This is a genomic window from Streptococcus gallolyticus subsp. gallolyticus DSM 16831 (assembly GCF_002000985.1).
GTDB lineage: Bacteria > Bacillota > Bacilli > Lactobacillales > Streptococcaceae > Streptococcus > Streptococcus gallolyticus.
In genome coordinates this window covers 1,661,716-1,678,722 of sequence record NZ_CP018822.1, presented here as the reverse complement: position 1 = coordinate 1,678,722, position 17,007 = coordinate 1,661,716, and the positions used below count along the sequence as shown (strand labels likewise).

At 36.1% G+C, this 17,007-nt stretch carries 14 protein-coding genes; all 14 read left to right on the top strand.

Annotation, left to right across the window (positions count from 1 at the left end):
* The first annotated feature begins 6 nt into the window (after positions 1–6).
* The 14 genes from BTR42_RS08385 (at position 7) to BTR42_RS08320 (ending at position 16,886) form a co-directional block, all read left to right on the top strand.
* Entirely contained in the window at positions 7–915 is a 909-nt protein-coding gene (locus tag BTR42_RS08385) for a carbohydrate ABC transporter permease (RefSeq protein WP_077497316.1), read from the top strand.
* A 64-nt stretch (positions 916–979) separates the two neighbouring features.
* Entirely contained in the window at positions 980–2,728 is a 1,749-nt protein-coding gene (locus BTR42_RS08380; RefSeq protein WP_077497314.1) for an extracellular solute-binding protein, read from the top strand.
* A 64-nt stretch (positions 2,729–2,792) separates the two neighbouring features.
* Entirely contained in the window at positions 2,793–4,262 is a 1,470-nt protein-coding gene (locus BTR42_RS08375) for an alpha-L-fucosidase (protein ID WP_077497312.1), read from the top strand.
* 8 nt (positions 4,263–4,270) lie between these two features.
* Complete coding sequence (locus BTR42_RS08370; RefSeq protein WP_077497310.1) at positions 4,271–5,101, top strand: alpha/beta hydrolase; 831 nt, start codon at positions 4,271–4,273, stop codon at positions 5,099–5,101.
* A gap of 114 nt (positions 5,102–5,215) precedes the next feature.
* On the top strand, positions 5,216–6,430 hold the full coding sequence (locus BTR42_RS08365; protein ID WP_157769867.1) for a response regulator transcription factor: 1,215 nt from the start codon (positions 5,216–5,218) through the stop codon (positions 6,428–6,430).
* 3 nt (positions 6,431–6,433) lie between these two features.
* Complete coding sequence (locus BTR42_RS08360) at positions 6,434–6,637, top strand: helix-turn-helix domain-containing protein (RefSeq protein WP_077497306.1); 204 nt, start codon at positions 6,434–6,436, stop codon at positions 6,635–6,637.
* Positions 6,638–6,737: 100 nt separating this feature from the next.
* Positions 6,738–7,625, top strand: coding sequence for an ROK family protein (locus BTR42_RS08355; RefSeq protein WP_077497304.1), 888 nt, complete (start codon positions 6,738–6,740; stop codon positions 7,623–7,625).
* 5 nt (positions 7,626–7,630) lie between these two features.
* Positions 7,631–9,922, top strand: coding sequence for an alpha-xylosidase (gene yicI, locus BTR42_RS08350; RefSeq protein ID WP_077497302.1), 2,292 nt, complete (start codon positions 7,631–7,633; stop codon positions 9,920–9,922).
* A 274-nt stretch (positions 9,923–10,196) separates the two neighbouring features.
* Positions 10,197–14,351, top strand: a complete 4,155-nt coding sequence (gene cas9 / locus BTR42_RS08345; protein WP_077497300.1) for a type II CRISPR RNA-guided endonuclease Cas9 — start codon at positions 10,197–10,199, stop codon at positions 14,349–14,351.
* The gene (gene cas1 / locus BTR42_RS08340) at positions 14,351–15,217 is read left to right on the top strand and encodes a type II CRISPR-associated endonuclease Cas1 (protein WP_077497298.1); all 867 of its coding nucleotides are present in this window, start codon (positions 14,351–14,353) and stop codon (positions 15,215–15,217) included. Before cas9 ends, cas1 begins: the two co-directional genes overlap by 1 nt.
* Entirely contained in the window at positions 15,214–15,558 is a 345-nt protein-coding gene (gene cas2, locus BTR42_RS08335; protein ID WP_009854538.1) for a CRISPR-associated endonuclease Cas2, read from the top strand. Before cas1 ends, cas2 begins: the two co-directional genes overlap by 4 nt.
* Positions 15,545–16,210, top strand: coding sequence for a type II-A CRISPR-associated protein Csn2 (gene csn2 / locus BTR42_RS08330; RefSeq protein ID WP_174564805.1), 666 nt, complete (start codon positions 15,545–15,547; stop codon positions 16,208–16,210). Before cas2 ends, csn2 begins: the two co-directional genes overlap by 14 nt.
* Positions 16,211–16,305: 95 nt before the next feature.
* The gene (locus tag BTR42_RS08325; RefSeq protein WP_009854536.1) at positions 16,306–16,494 is read left to right on the top strand and encodes a type II toxin-antitoxin system HicA family toxin; all 189 of its coding nucleotides are present in this window, start codon (positions 16,306–16,308) and stop codon (positions 16,492–16,494) included.
* A gap of 11 nt (positions 16,495–16,505) precedes the next feature.
* Complete coding sequence (locus tag BTR42_RS08320; RefSeq protein WP_077497294.1) at positions 16,506–16,886, top strand: type II toxin-antitoxin system HicB family antitoxin; 381 nt, start codon at positions 16,506–16,508, stop codon at positions 16,884–16,886.
* Positions 16,887–17,007: the final 121 nt, after the last annotated feature.

The following is a 17,007-nucleotide window of genomic DNA, read 5'->3' as shown; positions in this document are numbered from 1 at the left end:
AAAAAGATGAAGAAAAAAGATCAGTTAACACGCTCGGATATAACATTTAATATTTGTAACTATTTATTCTTTATAATTTTTACATTTATCTGTTTTTATCCATTCTATTATTTAATTATTAATTCGATTAGTAACAATGAATTAAGTGCCTTGGGAGAAATTCGTTTCTTACCAAAAGAAATTCATTTTGAAAATTATATTCAAATTTTAAAACTGGGTGGTTTGCCAACGGCTGCAGTTGTTTCAGTTGCTAGGACTGTGATTGGTACAGCAGCGACGGTTTTAGCTTCGGCTTTCTTGGGATTTATGTTCACCCAAGAGCAGTTTTGGAAAAAAGCATTTTGGTACCGCTTTATTATCATCACAATGTACTTTAATGCAGGTATGATTCCAATGTTTATCACTATGAAAACGTTGGGATTGACCAATAATTTTTGGGTATATGTGCTGCCAGCCGTTGTTCAGCCATTTAACATTATTTTGGTTAAGACTTATATCGAATCAATTCCAAAATCATTGCAAGAAGCAGCTGAAATTGATGGGGCAAATATTTTACAAGTTTTCTTTAAAGTCATTTTGCCAAACTGTACCCCAATTTTAGCAACGGTAGCGATTTTCTCAGCAGTTGGTCAATGGAATTCTTTCCAAGATACCTTGATTTACATTACTGACCAGAAGCTATACTCTCTGCAATATTTGCTTTATACTTATATTAATCAAGCTAATAGCTTAGCGCAAATGGTGAAAAATACAGGTGGAGCAGTTGGTAGTGTGGTTTCTGCGGCAACGACTCAAACACCAACATCAATTCGCATGACGGTTTCTGTTATCGTGGTTTTGCCGATTATGTTTATTTACCCAATGTTCCAAAAATACTTTGTAAAAGGGATTATGTTGGGTGCTGTAAAAGGTTAATGACTTTCAATTGGTATGCAAAATTGGTTAACAGCCAATGTAATATAAAATAAGGAGAATTTTAATGAAAAAAAGTTGGAAAAAGCTTGTGACATTAGGAATTATTGCAACTTCTTCTTTGGCATTATTGTCAGCATGTAGCAGTAAAAAAACGGCTAGCGTAGATAGAAGCGAAACCATTACTGTTGATGTTTATGATGATGTTGCCAACTATATGGGAATCCAAAAAGGGTGGTTTGCACAACTTGTCAAAGATAAATTTAACATCGAATTAAACATTATCGCACCAAACGTTGCTGGAAATGGTGATACGCTTTACCAAACACGAACAGCCGCAGGTGATTTGGGTGATATTATTATCACAGGTAGTGGTGAGCATTACAATGAATTGGTGCAAGCTGGCTTGCTTTACGATTCAACAGAGCTCTACAAAAAAATGGACAATGTCAGAGAATATGATGCAGCTGTTCAACATTTAAATAGTGATGGGACTATTTATGGTTTCCCAACAGAAGTTTCAAGTACTTCCCCAACGGAGCCTTCAGAAGCTCAAGACCCAACCTTCGGAACTTATTTGCGCTGGGATTTGTATGGGAAAGTTGGTTACCCACAAGTCAATACGCTTGAAGATTTGTTGCCAGTTTTAGCGGCAATGCAAGAAGCCAACCCAACATCTGATTCAGGCAAAAAAGTCTATGCCTTCTCACTCTTTGGCGATTGGGACGGCAATATGATGGGAGCTGCGAAACAATTGGCTGCGCTTTATGGTTATGATGAATTAGGCTTTGTTTTAGCCAAAGCAGACGGCTCTGATTATCAAAGTATCATTGACAGTGATTCACAATATGTGCGTGCTTTGAAATTCTACTTTGAAGCTAATCAACTAGGACTTGTTGACCCAGAATCAACAACACAAAACTACGATACCCTTTATTCAAAATTCCAAGACGGACAAGTTCTCTTCTCATGGTGGCCTTGGCTTGGACAAGCAGCCTACAACACAACTGACAATTTAAATGCAGGTAAAGGCTTTATGTCAGTTCCTATTAAAGACCAAAAAATCTTCTCATACGGTGCCTATGCTTACGGTGGTAAACAATTCATTGGTATCGGCTCTAATGCCAAAGACCCAGAACGCATTGCTGAATTTATTGACTGGTTGTATTCACCAGAAGGTGAACGTGCCAACAGTTCATCAAGTCAAGGTAGTGCAGGTATCGAAGGCTTGACATGGGATATTAACGATGACGGGCTACCAGAATTGACAGACTTCGGGAAATCAGCCCTCTTGTCTAGCGACGGTGCAGAAGTGCCTGAAGAATACGGTAGTGGTTCATACAGCGACGGTCTTTCAACATTGAACGTTGACACAATCATTCCAATTGATATTGACCCAGATACCAATAGTCCATATTACTTCACTTTGTGGGATACTTACCAACAAGAATACAACACAAATCCTGTCATTACTGACTGGAGCTCACATATGGACAATGCCGAAACAACCATTGACTATCTTGAAAAGAATGACCAACTTCTTGTTGCACCAGGAGCAAGCTATCTTGCGCCTGAAGATGACTCTGAAATCGAAACTCTTCGAAATCAAGTGAAATCAACGGTGGTTGAATATTCTTGGAAAATGGTATTTGCCAAAGATGAAGCAGAATTCAACTCATTGTTAAAAGAAATGCAAGATACAGCTAAAGGTTTGAATTACGACAAAGTGTTAGCGATTGATATGCAAAATGCCAAAGACCAACAAAAAGCGCGTGAAGAAGTCGTCAAAGAAGCCAAAGCTGATGATAACGATTAATGTCTAGTTGCGGGTGGGGTGGGACCTTGGTCTCACTCCATTTTTTGACTTGTGAGGAGAAAACATGAGCATTACCATTGAAGAAATCAAACGTATTGCCAATCAAGGACCATATTTACCAACGTGGAAATCTCTGTTTCAGTACCAAGTGCCAGAGTGGTTTTTAAAGGCTAAATTTGGAATTTTCATTCATTGGGGCGTGTATAGTGTTCCTGCTTATCGCAACGAATGGTATTCAAGGAATATGTACATCACATCACACCCAGAATTTCAGCACCATGTCAAAACTTACGGCGAGCATAAAACGTTTGGTTATAAAGATTTCATTCCTATGTTTACCGCTGAAAAATTTAATGCAAAAGAGTGGTTAGCAATTTTTGAAGAATCTGGTGCGAAATATATTTTTCCTGTTGCTGAACACCATGACGGTTTTCAGATGTACCAAAGTGCCTTATCACCGTTTAATGCTGTTGAAATGGGACCAAAACGCGATATTCTTGGAGAATTAAAAAAGGAAGCTGAGAAACGAGGGATTCATTTTTGTACCTCATCGCACCGCGCCGAGCATTATTTTTTCTTTGGACATGGTAAGGAATTTGAGAGTGATATTGTTGCCCCTTTAACAAAAGATAGCCTTTATTGGCCAGCCATGCCTGAACCTGACCACCAAGATTTATTTAGTAAGCCTTACCTAGACCAAGCTTTTTTAGAGGATTGGCTGCTGCGAACGGCAGAATTAATCAGAGATTACCAACCAGAAATACTTTATTTTGATTGGTGGATTGAGCACGACAGTTTCAAAGACTATCTAAAACTAATTGCTGCTTATTATTATAATTTAGGTGTCAAGTGGCAAAAGCCAACTAGTATTTGCTATAAACATGATGCCATGATGTTTGGGACTGGCATTGTTGAAATGGAACGAGGTGGTTTTGAACAAGCGCAGCCATTTTCTTGGCAGACAGACACGGCTATCGCTCGCAATTCGTGGTGCTATACGGACAGTTTGGCATACAAAACACCTTTAGAAATCATTCAAACCTTGATTGATGTTGTTGCTAAAAATGGCAATTTACTGCTTAATGTAGGACCAAAAGCTGACGGAAGCATTGCGAAACATGACCAAGATATTTTAGAAACCATTGGGAATTGGCTGTCTATTAATGGGGAGGCGATTTATGGTGCAAAAGTGTGGCGGAAAGCCCAAGAAGGACCAACTCGTCAACCGAGCGGTCAATTTTCAGACAGCAAACCAATTTATTACACAACAAAAGATTTTAGATTTACGGTGAGTGGCAATTCAATCTATGTTTTTATCATGGGAAGACTTTCAGGTCCAGAACAGCTAACCATTAAAGCATTAGCAACGTCGAAAGACCAAGATTTACCAGAATTTCATGGGATTATTGAAAAAGTATTTCTACTTGGAAAGAATCAATCGCTTCTTTGGAAGCAAACATCAGGTGGACTTAAGGTAGAAATTCCTAAAGTTTCTAGTGATTTGCCACAAGTTTTAAAAGTTCAAGTTAGATAGGAGTTTCTATGCTTTATAAAGAATTTTCGATTACTGACCAAAATGGGAATCAAGCCACTTTAACCACTTATATTTTAGAAAATTCCCCAGAACTAAAGATTGAAAAGCGTCCAGCACTTCTCATTTGCCCAGGTGGAGGGTATCAAATGACGTCAGATAGAGAAGCAGAACCCATAGCTGTAAAACTGTTACAATATGGTTTTGCTACTTTTGTCCTACGCTATTCGGTAGCTCCTGTTAGATATCCGTCAAGCCTTGTTCAAGTAGCAAAAGCAGTGGCTTTTATCAGAGAAAATGCGGTGCCATGGGGAATTGATACTCAAAAAATCGTTGTGGCAGGTTTTTCTGCTGGTGGTCATTTAGCTGCTAATTTAGGTGTTGATTGGGCATCAGATATTCTCAAACAAGCACTTGGGGATGATGTGGAGCAATGGAAACCTAATGCAATTTTATTAGCCTATCCTGTTATTTCTAGCGGTTCTTTTGCTCATATTGACTCTTTCAAACAGTTGTTAGGGGATGATTTTGAACAATTAGCAAAATACTTATCACTGGAAAATAAAGTATCTTCTCAAACACCCCCAACATTTCTTTGGCATACGGGTGAGGATGAGCTTGTGCCAGCTGAAAATAGCTTAGCTTTTGTTCAAGCTTTACGAAAATATCACATTCCTGTTGAATACCATTTATTCTCGTACGGAGGCCATGGTTTATCTCTTGGTAGTGAAGCTAGCGCAGCTCCAAATGGGTATGGCATTGAAGAAAATATTCAACCATGGGTAGATTTATTTGTGCAGTGGTTTAAAAAATTACCATCTCAAAAGAAAAATTCTCATTAAAAAAGTGCTTGTGCCATGAAACGAGACTTGATATAGTAGTATGTAAGGAGGATTCTTGTGAAGAAAAAGAATCTTTTTGTCAAAAATTTGGCAATAATATCAGGGGGGAGAAAAGTGAAAAAAGTATTGATTGTTGATGACGAAAAAATTATCAGAGAGGGATTGAAATACTTAATTGATTGGGAAAATTATGGCTTTTCTGTTGTTGCCATGGCAAGTAATGGTAAGGAAGGTTTGCAGGCGATTGAGACCTATCACCCAGATTTGGTTATCACAGACATCAAAATGCCTGAACAAACGGGTCTTGAAATGGTTCAAACAGCCAAAGAACGCCTTGACTATCCTTTTTATTCCATTATTTTATCAGGGTATTCGGAATTTGAATATGCTCAACAGGCGGTATCGCTAGGTTTCACGTCATATCTGTTAAAACCAGTTGATGAGGACGAACTGATTGCTGTATTGAAAACTATCCAAGAAGAAACAGCCAAGCTTGATGAAAATGATTTTGAAAAACGTTTGTTTGATAAGATTTTCGGTACTGACAAGACAGGCTTGACAGATTATCAATTTATCAACTGCTCACGCTTTGACCAAGCTATTCCAGTTGATATTTTGGAACAACTAGAGGAGCTTCCTCTGAAATACGTCGTGTTGAACAATCTCTCAAAATATTACCTTATTTTGCTGACAACTGCGCCGCTAAATCAAGACGTTTATCAATTTACCAAAATCTGTGCGAATCGCGGGAAAATTATCAGCACAGGCTGGGTGAGTGCCAAGCAAGATTTGACAGTCATTCCAAAACAGTTAAACGATTTATCCGAAGCAGCATTTATGTTTCCAAATCAGTTGATTTTACCTGAAAAAATCACGAGAATGTCACCAGAAATCATGATTCCAGTCACTTTAGATGACCTCGTATCAAAAATTATTGCCACTAATGATTTGACGACAGTCGTTATGGCTTACGGTCGTAGTCTTTGCGCAGATTATTACCTAAAAGATGACCTTATTTGGAAAATGCGTCACGATTATGCAACGATTCTTGATAAGATTAAGGAAAAATTGCAAAAATCAATCGCTGTCGATGAAAGTGCGTTTTGTGAGAAAGCTAGACAAGCAGATTCTTACCCCGAATTAATCACTTTATTTAAGGAAGAACTTGAAAAGCTATCCCGTCAGATTGCGGAAGAATTTAACAATATTGATATTATTGACCAATTGATTTATTATGTTGACCGTCATTACGAGGAAGATTTGACCTTGAAAGATATCGCAGACCATTTTGGCTACAATAGCGCCTATCTCGGTAAAAAATTCAAGTGAAAAATGGACGAATCATTCTTGAATTACCTTGAAAAAGTTCGTATGGAAAAAGCTACGGATTTATTGAAAGAATCTCATTTAATGGTTTATGAAATCGCAGACAAAGTCGGCTATAATAATATTGATTATTTCTACAAAAAATTTAAACACTTTTACCATATTTCCCCAAACGAATATCGCAGACAAATTGCTCAAAAATCAAAATAGACTAAAAATGCCAGTAAGAATATCTAATCTTGCTGGTATTTTTGTAGCGTATTTTTGTCTATAATGAGAATTAAGAAAACGCTATCATAGGAGGTGGCAGATGCCGTATTTTTGTATAGATGTGGGTGGTACCATGGTCAAATATGCTTTGCTTGACGAACACGAAGCAGTCCTTGAACATGACGAAATCCCAACACAAAAAGAAAGTAAAGAAGCCTTTATTCACTCACTTAGCAAGCTCATCAATCCTTACCTGACATCTTTTGAGATTAAAGGAATTGGGATTAGTTTTCCTGGGCACATTGTACCAGAAACTGGCGTCGCCTTGCAGGCAGGAGCAATCGGTGTTTTAAGTGGCTGTAATGTCATTGACTTAGTACGACAAGAATTAAGTCAGCCAGATATTCCAATAATTATCGAAAATGATGCCAATTGTGCAGCAATCGCTGAAGCTTATTCGGGTCGTGGACAAGATTGTGATGATTTTTGCTTGATTACCATTGGAACGGGCATTGGCGGTGCTTTTGTCCATGATAAAAAAGTGGTTCATGGGCATTCTTACAAAGCAGGTGAGCTTGGGATGATGATTATCGATTACCAAGAAAGTGGTTATCAAACCTTGCATGACCTCGCTTCAACCAGCGCTCTTGTCAAGCAATATAAAGTCTTAAAAGGATTGCCTAGTGAAGAAACTATTCATGGCGCAGCTATTTTTGAAGATAATGACCTAGCTGTCAAAAGACTTATCCAAGAATGGTCAACCAGATTAGCCATAACGATTTTTAATGTGGTTTGTCAAAATGACCCAGACAAGGTGCTTTTGGGTGGAGGCATCAGCCGCAATCCACATTTATTGCCTTATATTTTGCTAGCTCTGGCAAAAAATCCTTTCTGGGAGACCTTTGAAGTGCCAATCGAAATTTGTCAGCATCAAAACTTAGCAGGATTGCTTGGTGCTTATCATTTGTTAAAAGAAAAAGGAGAATAGATACGATGAAATTTTTAAACGGTGGCTGGCTAGTCAAAGACGGCTACGAAGTCAAATACGCCACACATCTGTACGATTACCGTGTTGAGCCCAATCGTCTAACGGTTTACATGCCATATTCTTATGTCGCTCACAAGGGCGCAACGCTTGACGGTGGTTTAATGACTATGGAAATTTTTACGCCGCGAGAAGAGATTATCGGTGTGAAGATTTACAATCACAAAGGACAAGTCAAAAAAGCACCGCAGTTTGAATTGTCAACAGAAAAAGTAGCATCTCAGATTTTTGATAATGAAGAACAGCTAACTTTGACTTCTGACGATTTAAGCATTTCAATCAGCAAAGGTGAGCAACTGACAGTCGAATTTGCTTATAAGGGAAAAGTCATCGCGCAAAGCTTACCACGTAGTAAGGCTTATATTACTGATGATAAGAAAGTCGCTCATGTCAGCGAACAATTAACGATTGATGTCGGTGAGAAAATTTATGGGCTCGGTGAGCGTTTCACAAATTTTGTCAAAAATGGACAAACGGTCGATATTTGGAATGAAGACGGCGGAACAGGAACTGAGCAAGCCTATAAAAACATTCCATTTTATGTCAGCAATAAAGGTTACGGTGTTTTTGTCAATTCGTCTGATAAAGTCAGTTTTGAAGTTGGCAGCGAGAAAGTTTCACGTGTCCAATTTTCAGTCCCTGGAGAAAGTCTGGAGTATTATGTCATCGCTGGAGATAGCATGAAAGACGTCTTAGGACACTATACTGATTTGACTGGGAAACCAAGTTTACCACCAGCTTGGACATTTGGGCTGTGGTTGAGCACATCATTTTTAACAGATTATGATGAAGCAACAGTTAATTCTTTCGTGGATGGCATGATTGAACGTGATATTCCACTAGAAGTTTTCCATTTTGATTGTCTCTGGATGAAAGAATACGAATGGTGTAACTTTGAATGGGATGACCGTACTTTCCCAGACCCTGTCAATATGCTCAAACGTCTTAAAGAAAAAGGTTTGAAAATCTGTGTTTGGATTAACCCTTATATCGGACAAAAATCTCCTTTATTTGATGAAGGGGCTGAGCATGGCTATTTTCTGAAGAAAGCAAATGGTGATATTTGGCAATGGGATAAATGGCAAGCAGGAATGGCAATCGTTGATTTTACCAATCCTGAAGCATGCCAATGGTATGAATCAAAATTGAAAAATCTCCTAGATATGGGTGTTGATTGCTTTAAGACCGATTTTGGGGAACGTATTCCAACAGATACCGTTTATTATAACCATGCTGATCCTGCTAAAATGCACAATTATTATGCGTATCTCTACAACGAAGTGGTGTTTAACTTGCTCAAACGTGAACGTGGTGATAAGGAAGCGGTTGTCTTTGCGCGTTCGGCTTCTGTCGGTTCTCAAAAATTCCCAGTCCATTGGGGCGGTGATAGCACATCAGATTATCCTTCAATGGCGGAATCACTTCGAGCAGGTTTGTCATTTGGTTTAGGTGGTTTTGGTTACTGGAGCCATGATATTTCAGGGTTTGAAGCAGGAGCTAATCCTGATTTGTATAAACGTTGGACACAATTTGGCTTACTATCATCACACAGTCGTTATCACGGTAGTTGGGAGTATAAAGTGCCATGGCTCTACGGTGACGAAGCTGTTGATGTCACACGAGCCTTTACAAAATTGAAGCTATCATTAATGCCATATTTGCAAAAAGAAGCTGTCCAAACCTCACAATCAGGTGTTCCAATGATGCGTGCCATGGTTTTGGAATTTCCAAAAGACCTAGCAACGCATGACCTTGACCAACAATATATGCTTGGTGAGTCATTACTGGTCGCACCGATTTTCAATGACAAAGGGCAAAAAGATTTTTACGTACCAAATGCTGGCGGCGCGTGGATTGACCTCTTGACGGATAAAGCCTATTCAGCAGGACAGTGGTATCAAGAAAATTTTGATTATTTCCACCTCCCAGTCCTTGTCCGACCAAATAGCATTTTGGTGAGAAAAGAAGCTGTCAACAGAGCAGAATATGACTATAACCAACAAGTCACCGTTCATGTCTATAACCTAGAGGACGGAAAAACAGCACAAACAGCTATTTTTGACACCCAAGGTCAAAAAGCAGCAACTATTAAGATTAGCAGAAAAGGAGGTGATTACCACCTAGAAACAACAGGTCTCATCGATGCACTCCTCCACATCCATTATATCGATGACGACAAAGTAAAACACTACAAAACAGCGCTTAAAGATAATCCTCAAACAATCACTTTAAACGCTTAAAATCTCCTCTTTTTCCCTCCTTTTAAACAGAAAACAAGCGCCTTGAAAACGCTTGTTTTTTTATATTTTAAAGAGTAAAATAAAATTGTTTAGTTTTGTTGAAATTATTTGTAGGAGTACAAAAAATGCACCCGAATCGGGTGCCACTTTTACAAGTTGTGTACGGACAAAGCCTTATTTTAACTCGCTGTGTTGTTTCGAATAGTTCCAACAAGATTATTGTAGTATTTTACTAATAAATTTGCAAGTAATTTATTGAAAAAAGGAGATAAAAATGAAAAAATCTTATTCAATTGGACTTGACATAGGTACTAATAGCGTAGGTTGGGCTGTGATTACTGATGATTACAAAGTTCCAGCTAAAAAGATGAGAGTTCTAGGAAACACTGATAAAAGGTATATTAAGAAAAACTTACTAGGCGCGTTATTATTTGATAGCGGAGAGACTGCTGAAGCGACTCGTTTAAAACGTACTGCTCGCCGTCGTTACACACGCCGTAAAAATCGTTTACGCTATTTACAAGATATTTTTACTGAAGAAATGGCAAAAGTTGATGATAGTTTCTTTCAACGCTTAGATGAGTCGTTTTTGACAGATGATGATAAAAATTTTGATTCACACCCAATCTTTGGCAATAAAGCAGAAGAAGATGCCTATCATCAGAAATTCCCTACAATTTACCATTTAAGAGAATATCTTGCAGATTCATCTGAAAAAGCAGATTTACGCTTGGTTTATCTAGCTTTGGCACATATAATTAAATATCGTGGACATTTCTTAATTGAGGGGAAATTGAATGCCGAAAATACAGATGTTCAAAAACTATTTACTGATTTCGTAGGAGTGTATGATAGAACATTTGATGATAGTCACTTATCAGAAATTACGGTTGATGCTGCAAGTACTTTGACAGAAAAAATTAGCAAATCACGCCGTTTAGAGAATCTTATTAAATACTACCCAACAGAAAAGAAAAATACTTTATTTGGAAATCTTGTTGCTTTGGCTTTAGGATTACAGCCTAATTTTAAAACGAATTTCAAATTATCTGACGATGCTAAATTGCAATTTTCTAAAGATACCTACGAAGAAGATTTAGAAGAGTTACTTGGGAAAATTGGAGACGATTATGCAGATTTATTTACTTCAGCTAAAAATCTTTATGATGCAATCTTACTTTCAGGTATCTTAACTGTTGATGATAATTCAACTAAAGCTCCTTTATCAGCTTCGATGATTAAACGTTATGTTGAACACCATGAAGATTTAGAAAAGCTAAAAGAATTCATTAAGGCAAATAAATCTGAGTTGTATCACGAGATTTTTAAAGATGAAACCAAAAATGGTTATGCGGGTTATATTAAAAATGGTGTCAAGCAGGATGTATTTTATAAATATTTAAAAAACACTCTCTTAAAAATGGGTGGAAGTGATTATTTCCTAGATAAAATTGAACGTGAAGATTTCTTAAGAAAACAAAGAACATTTGATAATGGTTCGATTCCGCACCAAATTCATTTACAAGAAATGCATGCAATTTTGCGTCGTCAAGGTGATTATTACCCATTTCTAAAAGAGAACCAAGATAGAATTGAAAAAATCTTGACTTTTAGAATCCCTTACTATGTCGGACCGTTAGTGCGAAAAGATAGCCGATTTGCATGGGCAGAATATCGTTCGGATGAGAAGATTACACCGTGGAATTTCGATAAGGTAATTGATAAAGAAAAATCAGCTGAAAAATTCATTACACGCATGACTTTAAATGATTTGTATTTACCAGAGGAGAAAGTTCTACCAAAACACAGTCATGTATATGAAACATATGCGGTTTATAATGAATTAACCAAAATTAAGTATGTCAATGAGCAAGGAAAAGAGTCTTTCTTTGATTCAAATATGAAACAAGAAATCTTTGACCATGTTTTTAAAGAAAATCGCAAAGTTACCAAGGAAAAACTTTTAAATTACCTTAATAAAGAATTTCCTGAATATCGTATTAAAGATTTAATTGGACTTGATAAAGAAAATAAATCTTTCAATGCTAGTCTTGGAACTTACCATGATTTGAAAAAGATTTTGGATAAAGCTTTCTTGGATGATAAAGTAAATGAAGAAGTCATTGAAGATATTATTAAAACGTTAACTTTGTTTGAAGATAAAGATATGATTCATGAACGTCTTCAAAAATATAGTGATATTTTTACAGCTGATCAATTGAAAAAACTTGAACGACGTCATTATACTGGTTGGGGACGTTTGTCATATAAATTAATTAACGGTATTCGTAATAAAGAAAATAATAAGACCATTCTTGATTATCTGATTGATGATGGTTCTGCTAATCGTAACTTTATGCAGTTAATTAACGATGATACATTACCATTTAAACAAATCATCCAAAAATCGCAAGTTGTTGGTGATGTCGATGATGTTGAAGCTGTTGTTCATGATTTACCTGGAAGTCCTGCTATTAAAAAAGGTATTCTACAAAGTGTCAAAATCGTTGATGAGCTAGTTAAAGTGATGGGAGATAATCCTGATAATATTGTTATTGAAATGGCGCGTGAAAATCAAACAACTAATAGAGGAAGAAGCCAATCCCAACAACGTTTGAAAAAACTTCAGAACTCATTAAAAGAGTTAGGAAGTAATATTCTTAATGAGGAAAAACCGTCATATATTGAAGATAAGGTTGAAAATAGTCATCTTCAAAATGATCAACTCTTCCTTTACTACATTCAAAATGGTAAAGATATGTACACTGGTGATGAGTTGGATATTGACCATCTAAGCGATTATGATATTGACCACATTATTCCTCAAGCCTTTATTAAGGATGACTCTATTGATAATCGAGTACTAACAAGTTCTGCTAAAAATCGAGGTAAATCAGATGATGTACCAAGTCTTGATATTGTTCGTGCTAGAAAGGCAGAATGGGTTCGATTGTATAAATCAGGACTAATCTCTAAACGTAAATTTGATAATTTAACGAAAGCCGAACGTGGTGGATTGACTGAAGCAGATAAGGCTGGCTTTATTAAACGTCAATTGGTTGAAACACGTCAAATCACAAAACATGTGGCACAAATTTTAGATGCTCGTTTCAATACAGAAAGTGATGAAAATGACAAGGTGATTCGTGATGTGAAAGTCATTACTTTAAAATCAAATCTGGTTTCACAATTCCGAAAAGATTTTGAATTTTACAAAGTTCGCGAGATCAATGATTATCATCATGCTCATGATGCTTATCTTAATGCAGTTGTTGGAACAGCATTATTGAAAAAATATCCTAAATTAGCTTCTGAATTTGTATATGGTGAGTATAAAAAATATGATGTTCATAAACTTATTGCCAAATCTTCTGATGACCATTCTGAAATGGGTAAAGCAACAGTAAAATATTTCTTCTATTCAAATTTGATGAATTTCTTTAAAACTAAGGTTAAATATGCGGATGGCAGAGTCTTTGAACGACCAGATATTGAGACAAATGCTGACGGTGAAATTGTTTGGAATAAGCAAACTGACTTTGAAAAAGTTCGAAAAGTTTTATCCTATCCACAAGTCAATATTGTTAAAAAGGTTGAAACTCAGACGGGAGGATTCTCAAAAGAATCAATTTTACCTAAAGGCGACTCTGATAAATTAATTCCACGAAAGACAAAAAAAGTTTATTGGGATACTAAAAAATATGGTGGTTTTGATAGTCCAACAGTAGCTTATTCTGTTTTTGTTGTAGCTGACGTCGAAAAAGGTAAAGCTAAGAAATTGAAAACTGTAAAAGAGCTAGTTGGTATTTCTATCATGGAACGTTCTTTCTTTGAAGAAAATCCAGTTGAATTCTTAGAAAATAAAGGATATCACAATATTCGAGAAGATAAATTAATAAAACTTCCAAAATACAGTCTTTTTGAATTTGAAGGTGGAAGAAGACGTTTGTTGGCTAGTGTCAGGACGAGTGATAATAAGAAAGGTGAACTACAAAAGGGGAACGAAGTAGTGTTACCACAATATATGGTAGATTTGCTTTATCATGCAAATAAAGTAAAAACTACAAAGGGATTGGAACACTTAGAGTACTTAGTGAAGCATAAGCAAGAATTTGAAGATCTTTTTAATCTGATTCTTCGAATTGCTCGAATAAATATTTTAAAAACAAAAGTAGTTGATAATCTAATAAATGAGTTTACTGATTATGATGAAGAAGGAATTATTGCTTTATCTGAGTCATTTATTAATTTATTAAAATTCACTTCATTTGGTGCTCCCGGAGCATTCAAATTCCTAAAATTAGAAGTCAAACAGTCAAATTTAAGATATGAAAGTATTACAGAAATTTTGAATGCCACCCTTATCCACCAATCTATCACTGGTCTTTATGAAACACGTATTGATTTGAGTAAATTAGGAGAAGAGTAATGGGATGGCGTACGGTTATTGTTAATGAGCATTCTAAATTGTCGTATAAGAATAATCATTTGATTTTTAAAGATGCTTATCATACTGAAATGATTCATCTGGAAGAGATTGATATTCTGTTGCTTGAAACGACGAATATTGTATTGACGACGATGTTGCTTGAACGCTTAGTCGAGAGAAATATTTTAATTATTTTTTGTGATGAAAAACGTTTGCCAACTGCAATGCTGACGCCTTACTATGGACGCCACGATTCTAGTTTACAGCTGACAAATCAAATTGCTTGGGACGATGATGTCAAATGTGATGTTTGGACAACGATTATTGCCCAGAAAATATTAAACCAAAGCATGTATCTTGGTGAATGTTCTTTCTTTGAAAAATCCCAATCTATTATGGAGTTATATCACGGCTTAGAGCCTTTTGATCCCAGTAATCGTGAGGGACATTCTGCAAGAATTTATTTTAATACCTTGTTTGGAAATGATTTCTCGCGTGAGCAGGATAATGACATTAATGCTGGGTTAGATTATGGATATACTTTGTTGTTGAGCATGTTTGCGCGTGAATTAGTTGTTTGTGGTTGTATGACGCAATTTGGCTTAAAACATGCAAACCAATTCAACCAGTTTAATCTGGCTAGTGATATCATGGAGCCATTCCGTCCAATTGTCGATAGAATTGTGTATGAAAATCGTAACGCTTCCTTTGTTAAGATTAAACGCGAATTGTTTACGATGTTTGATGAAACCTATTCTTATAACCATAAAGAAATGTTCCTAAACAATATCGTTAGTGATTATACGAAGAAAGTGGTTAAAGCTCTAAATCATGGTGGGAAAGGAGTTCCTGAATTTAGGATATGAGTTATCGATATATGCGAATGATTTTAATGTTTGATATGCCAACCGAAACAGCAGAAGAACGAAAAGCCTATCGTAAATTTCGAAAATTTTTATTGAGTGAAGGCTTTATCATGCACCAATTTTCAGTTTATAGCAAATTGTTATTAAATAATTCTGCCAATAAAGCGATGATTGATAGACTTCAAGCCAATAATCCTAAAAAAGGAAGCATCACACTTTTGACAGTGACTGAAAAACAGTTTGCTCGTATGATTTATTTGAATGGTGAGCGAAATACCAGCGTCGCTAATTCTGATAGACGTCTTGTATTTCTTGGAGAGGATTATAGTGATGAAAATTAATTTCCCCATACTTGATGAACCAATTGAAATTCTTGATGCAACGATTTTAACGGTTGAAGACGTTACTGTATTTTCAAACCTTGTCAGGCAATTTTATTCCTATTCCGAAGAATGTGATTTGAAGTTGTTTGACGAAAAATTACGGTCTTTAAAAGTTTCAGAGTTACTTTTGGTGACAGATATTTTTGGATTTGATGTTAATTCACAGTCAATGTTAAAACTCATTCATGCTGATTTGGAGAGTCAATTAAATGACAAACCAGAAGTGAAATCAATGATTGAGCAGTTGGCAAACACCATTACAGAGTTGCTCTCGTACGAATGTTTGGAAAACGAGTTGGATTTGGAATATGACGAAATTACCATTTTAGAACTTATTAAAGCTCTTGGTGTGAAAATTGAAACACAGAGTGATACTATTTTTGAAAAATGCTTTGAAATCCTTCAAATTTACAATTATCTTAGTAAAAAGAAATTGTTAATTTTCGTTAATAGCGGAGCTTATTTAACCAAAAATGAAATGGAAAAACTAATAGAGTATATCAAGCTTTCAAATCAAAAAGTACTTTTTCTAGAACCGCGAAAACTTTATGATTTTCCGCAATACGTATTGGATAGTGATTATTTTTTGATAGCTGAAAATATGAATTAAATACGAATAATAAGGTATCTACTAAAAAAGTAGATGCCTTTTCTTATAATTTGACGAATACGCATTATGTGTATATAATAAAGGAGTGAAGAGATGTGCCGCTAACAGGCAGAGAGTTAGCAAAACTTGCTGTGTTAAAAGGTTGGAAAGAAGTTCGTGTAAAGGGAAGTCATCATCAGTTCAAAAAGGATGGCGTACCCTATATTCTTACGATTCCAATTCATGGCAACAAGGTGTTAGGTGTAGGTTTGGAAAAGAAAATTTTAAAAGACATAGGGCTATAAAGGAGGTTTTTATGTTAAAATCATATCCAGCAATTTTTCACAAAGAAGATGATGGAAGTTTTTGGGTAGAATTTCCAGGATTTGGTGGTGGTACCGAAGGTGATGATGTCGAAGAAGCGATGAAAAATGCTCGAGAAATGTTAGAAAGCTCATTGGCTGCTTATTTAGATGAAGGGTTAGAGCTTCCAAAAGTTGTTGATATGAGTGAATTATCAGTTGAAGATGGTTTTATTACTTTAATTCAAGCAGACCCTTCCCCATATTTAAAAAGTACCAAAGCCATTCGAAAAAACGTTACGGTTCCAGAATGGTTAGTCAGATTAGCTGATAGGGAACATGTTAATTATTCAGAAGTTTTGACACAAGCTTTAGAGAAAAAATTACAGCTTTAAATTGCTATAAACGTTGTAAAATCAAGGCTTTTGAGGTATAATATAGTTAAAAATAATGAACCATTCGAGGCTGAAGTCTAGCTGAGACGAATGGCGCGATTACGAAATTTCGTGAGAAAAT

What these genes read in the sequence shown, in the direction of transcription:
- BTR42_RS08360 (WP_077497306.1), top strand. Translation starts at nt 6,434, where the DNA reads ATGGACGAATCATTCTTGAATTACCTTGAAAAAGTTCGTATGGAAAAA.
- BTR42_RS08380 (WP_077497314.1), top strand. Translation starts at nt 980, where the DNA reads ATGAAAAAAAGTTGGAAAAAGCTTGTGACATTAGGAATTATTGCAACT.
- BTR42_RS08320 (WP_077497294.1), top strand. Translation starts at nt 16,506, where the DNA reads ATGTTAAAATCATATCCAGCAATTTTTCACAAAGAAGATGATGGAAGT.
- cas2 (WP_009854538.1), top strand. Translation starts at nt 15,214, where the DNA reads ATGAGTTATCGATATATGCGAATGATTTTAATGTTTGATATGCCAACC.
- BTR42_RS08385 (WP_077497316.1), top strand. Translation starts at nt 7, where the DNA reads ATGAAGAAAAAAGATCAGTTAACACGCTCGGATATAACATTTAATATT.
- cas1 (WP_077497298.1), top strand. Translation starts at nt 14,351, where the DNA reads ATGGGATGGCGTACGGTTATTGTTAATGAGCATTCTAAATTGTCGTAT.
- yicI (WP_077497302.1), top strand. Translation starts at nt 7,631, where the DNA reads ATGAAATTTTTAAACGGTGGCTGGCTAGTCAAAGACGGCTACGAAGTC.
- BTR42_RS08355 (WP_077497304.1), top strand. Translation starts at nt 6,738, where the DNA reads ATGCCGTATTTTTGTATAGATGTGGGTGGTACCATGGTCAAATATGCT.
- BTR42_RS08375 (WP_077497312.1), top strand. Translation starts at nt 2,793, where the DNA reads ATGAGCATTACCATTGAAGAAATCAAACGTATTGCCAATCAAGGACCA.
- BTR42_RS08370 (WP_077497310.1), top strand. Translation starts at nt 4,271, where the DNA reads ATGCTTTATAAAGAATTTTCGATTACTGACCAAAATGGGAATCAAGCC.
- cas9 (WP_077497300.1), top strand. Translation starts at nt 10,197, where the DNA reads ATGAAAAAATCTTATTCAATTGGACTTGACATAGGTACTAATAGCGTA.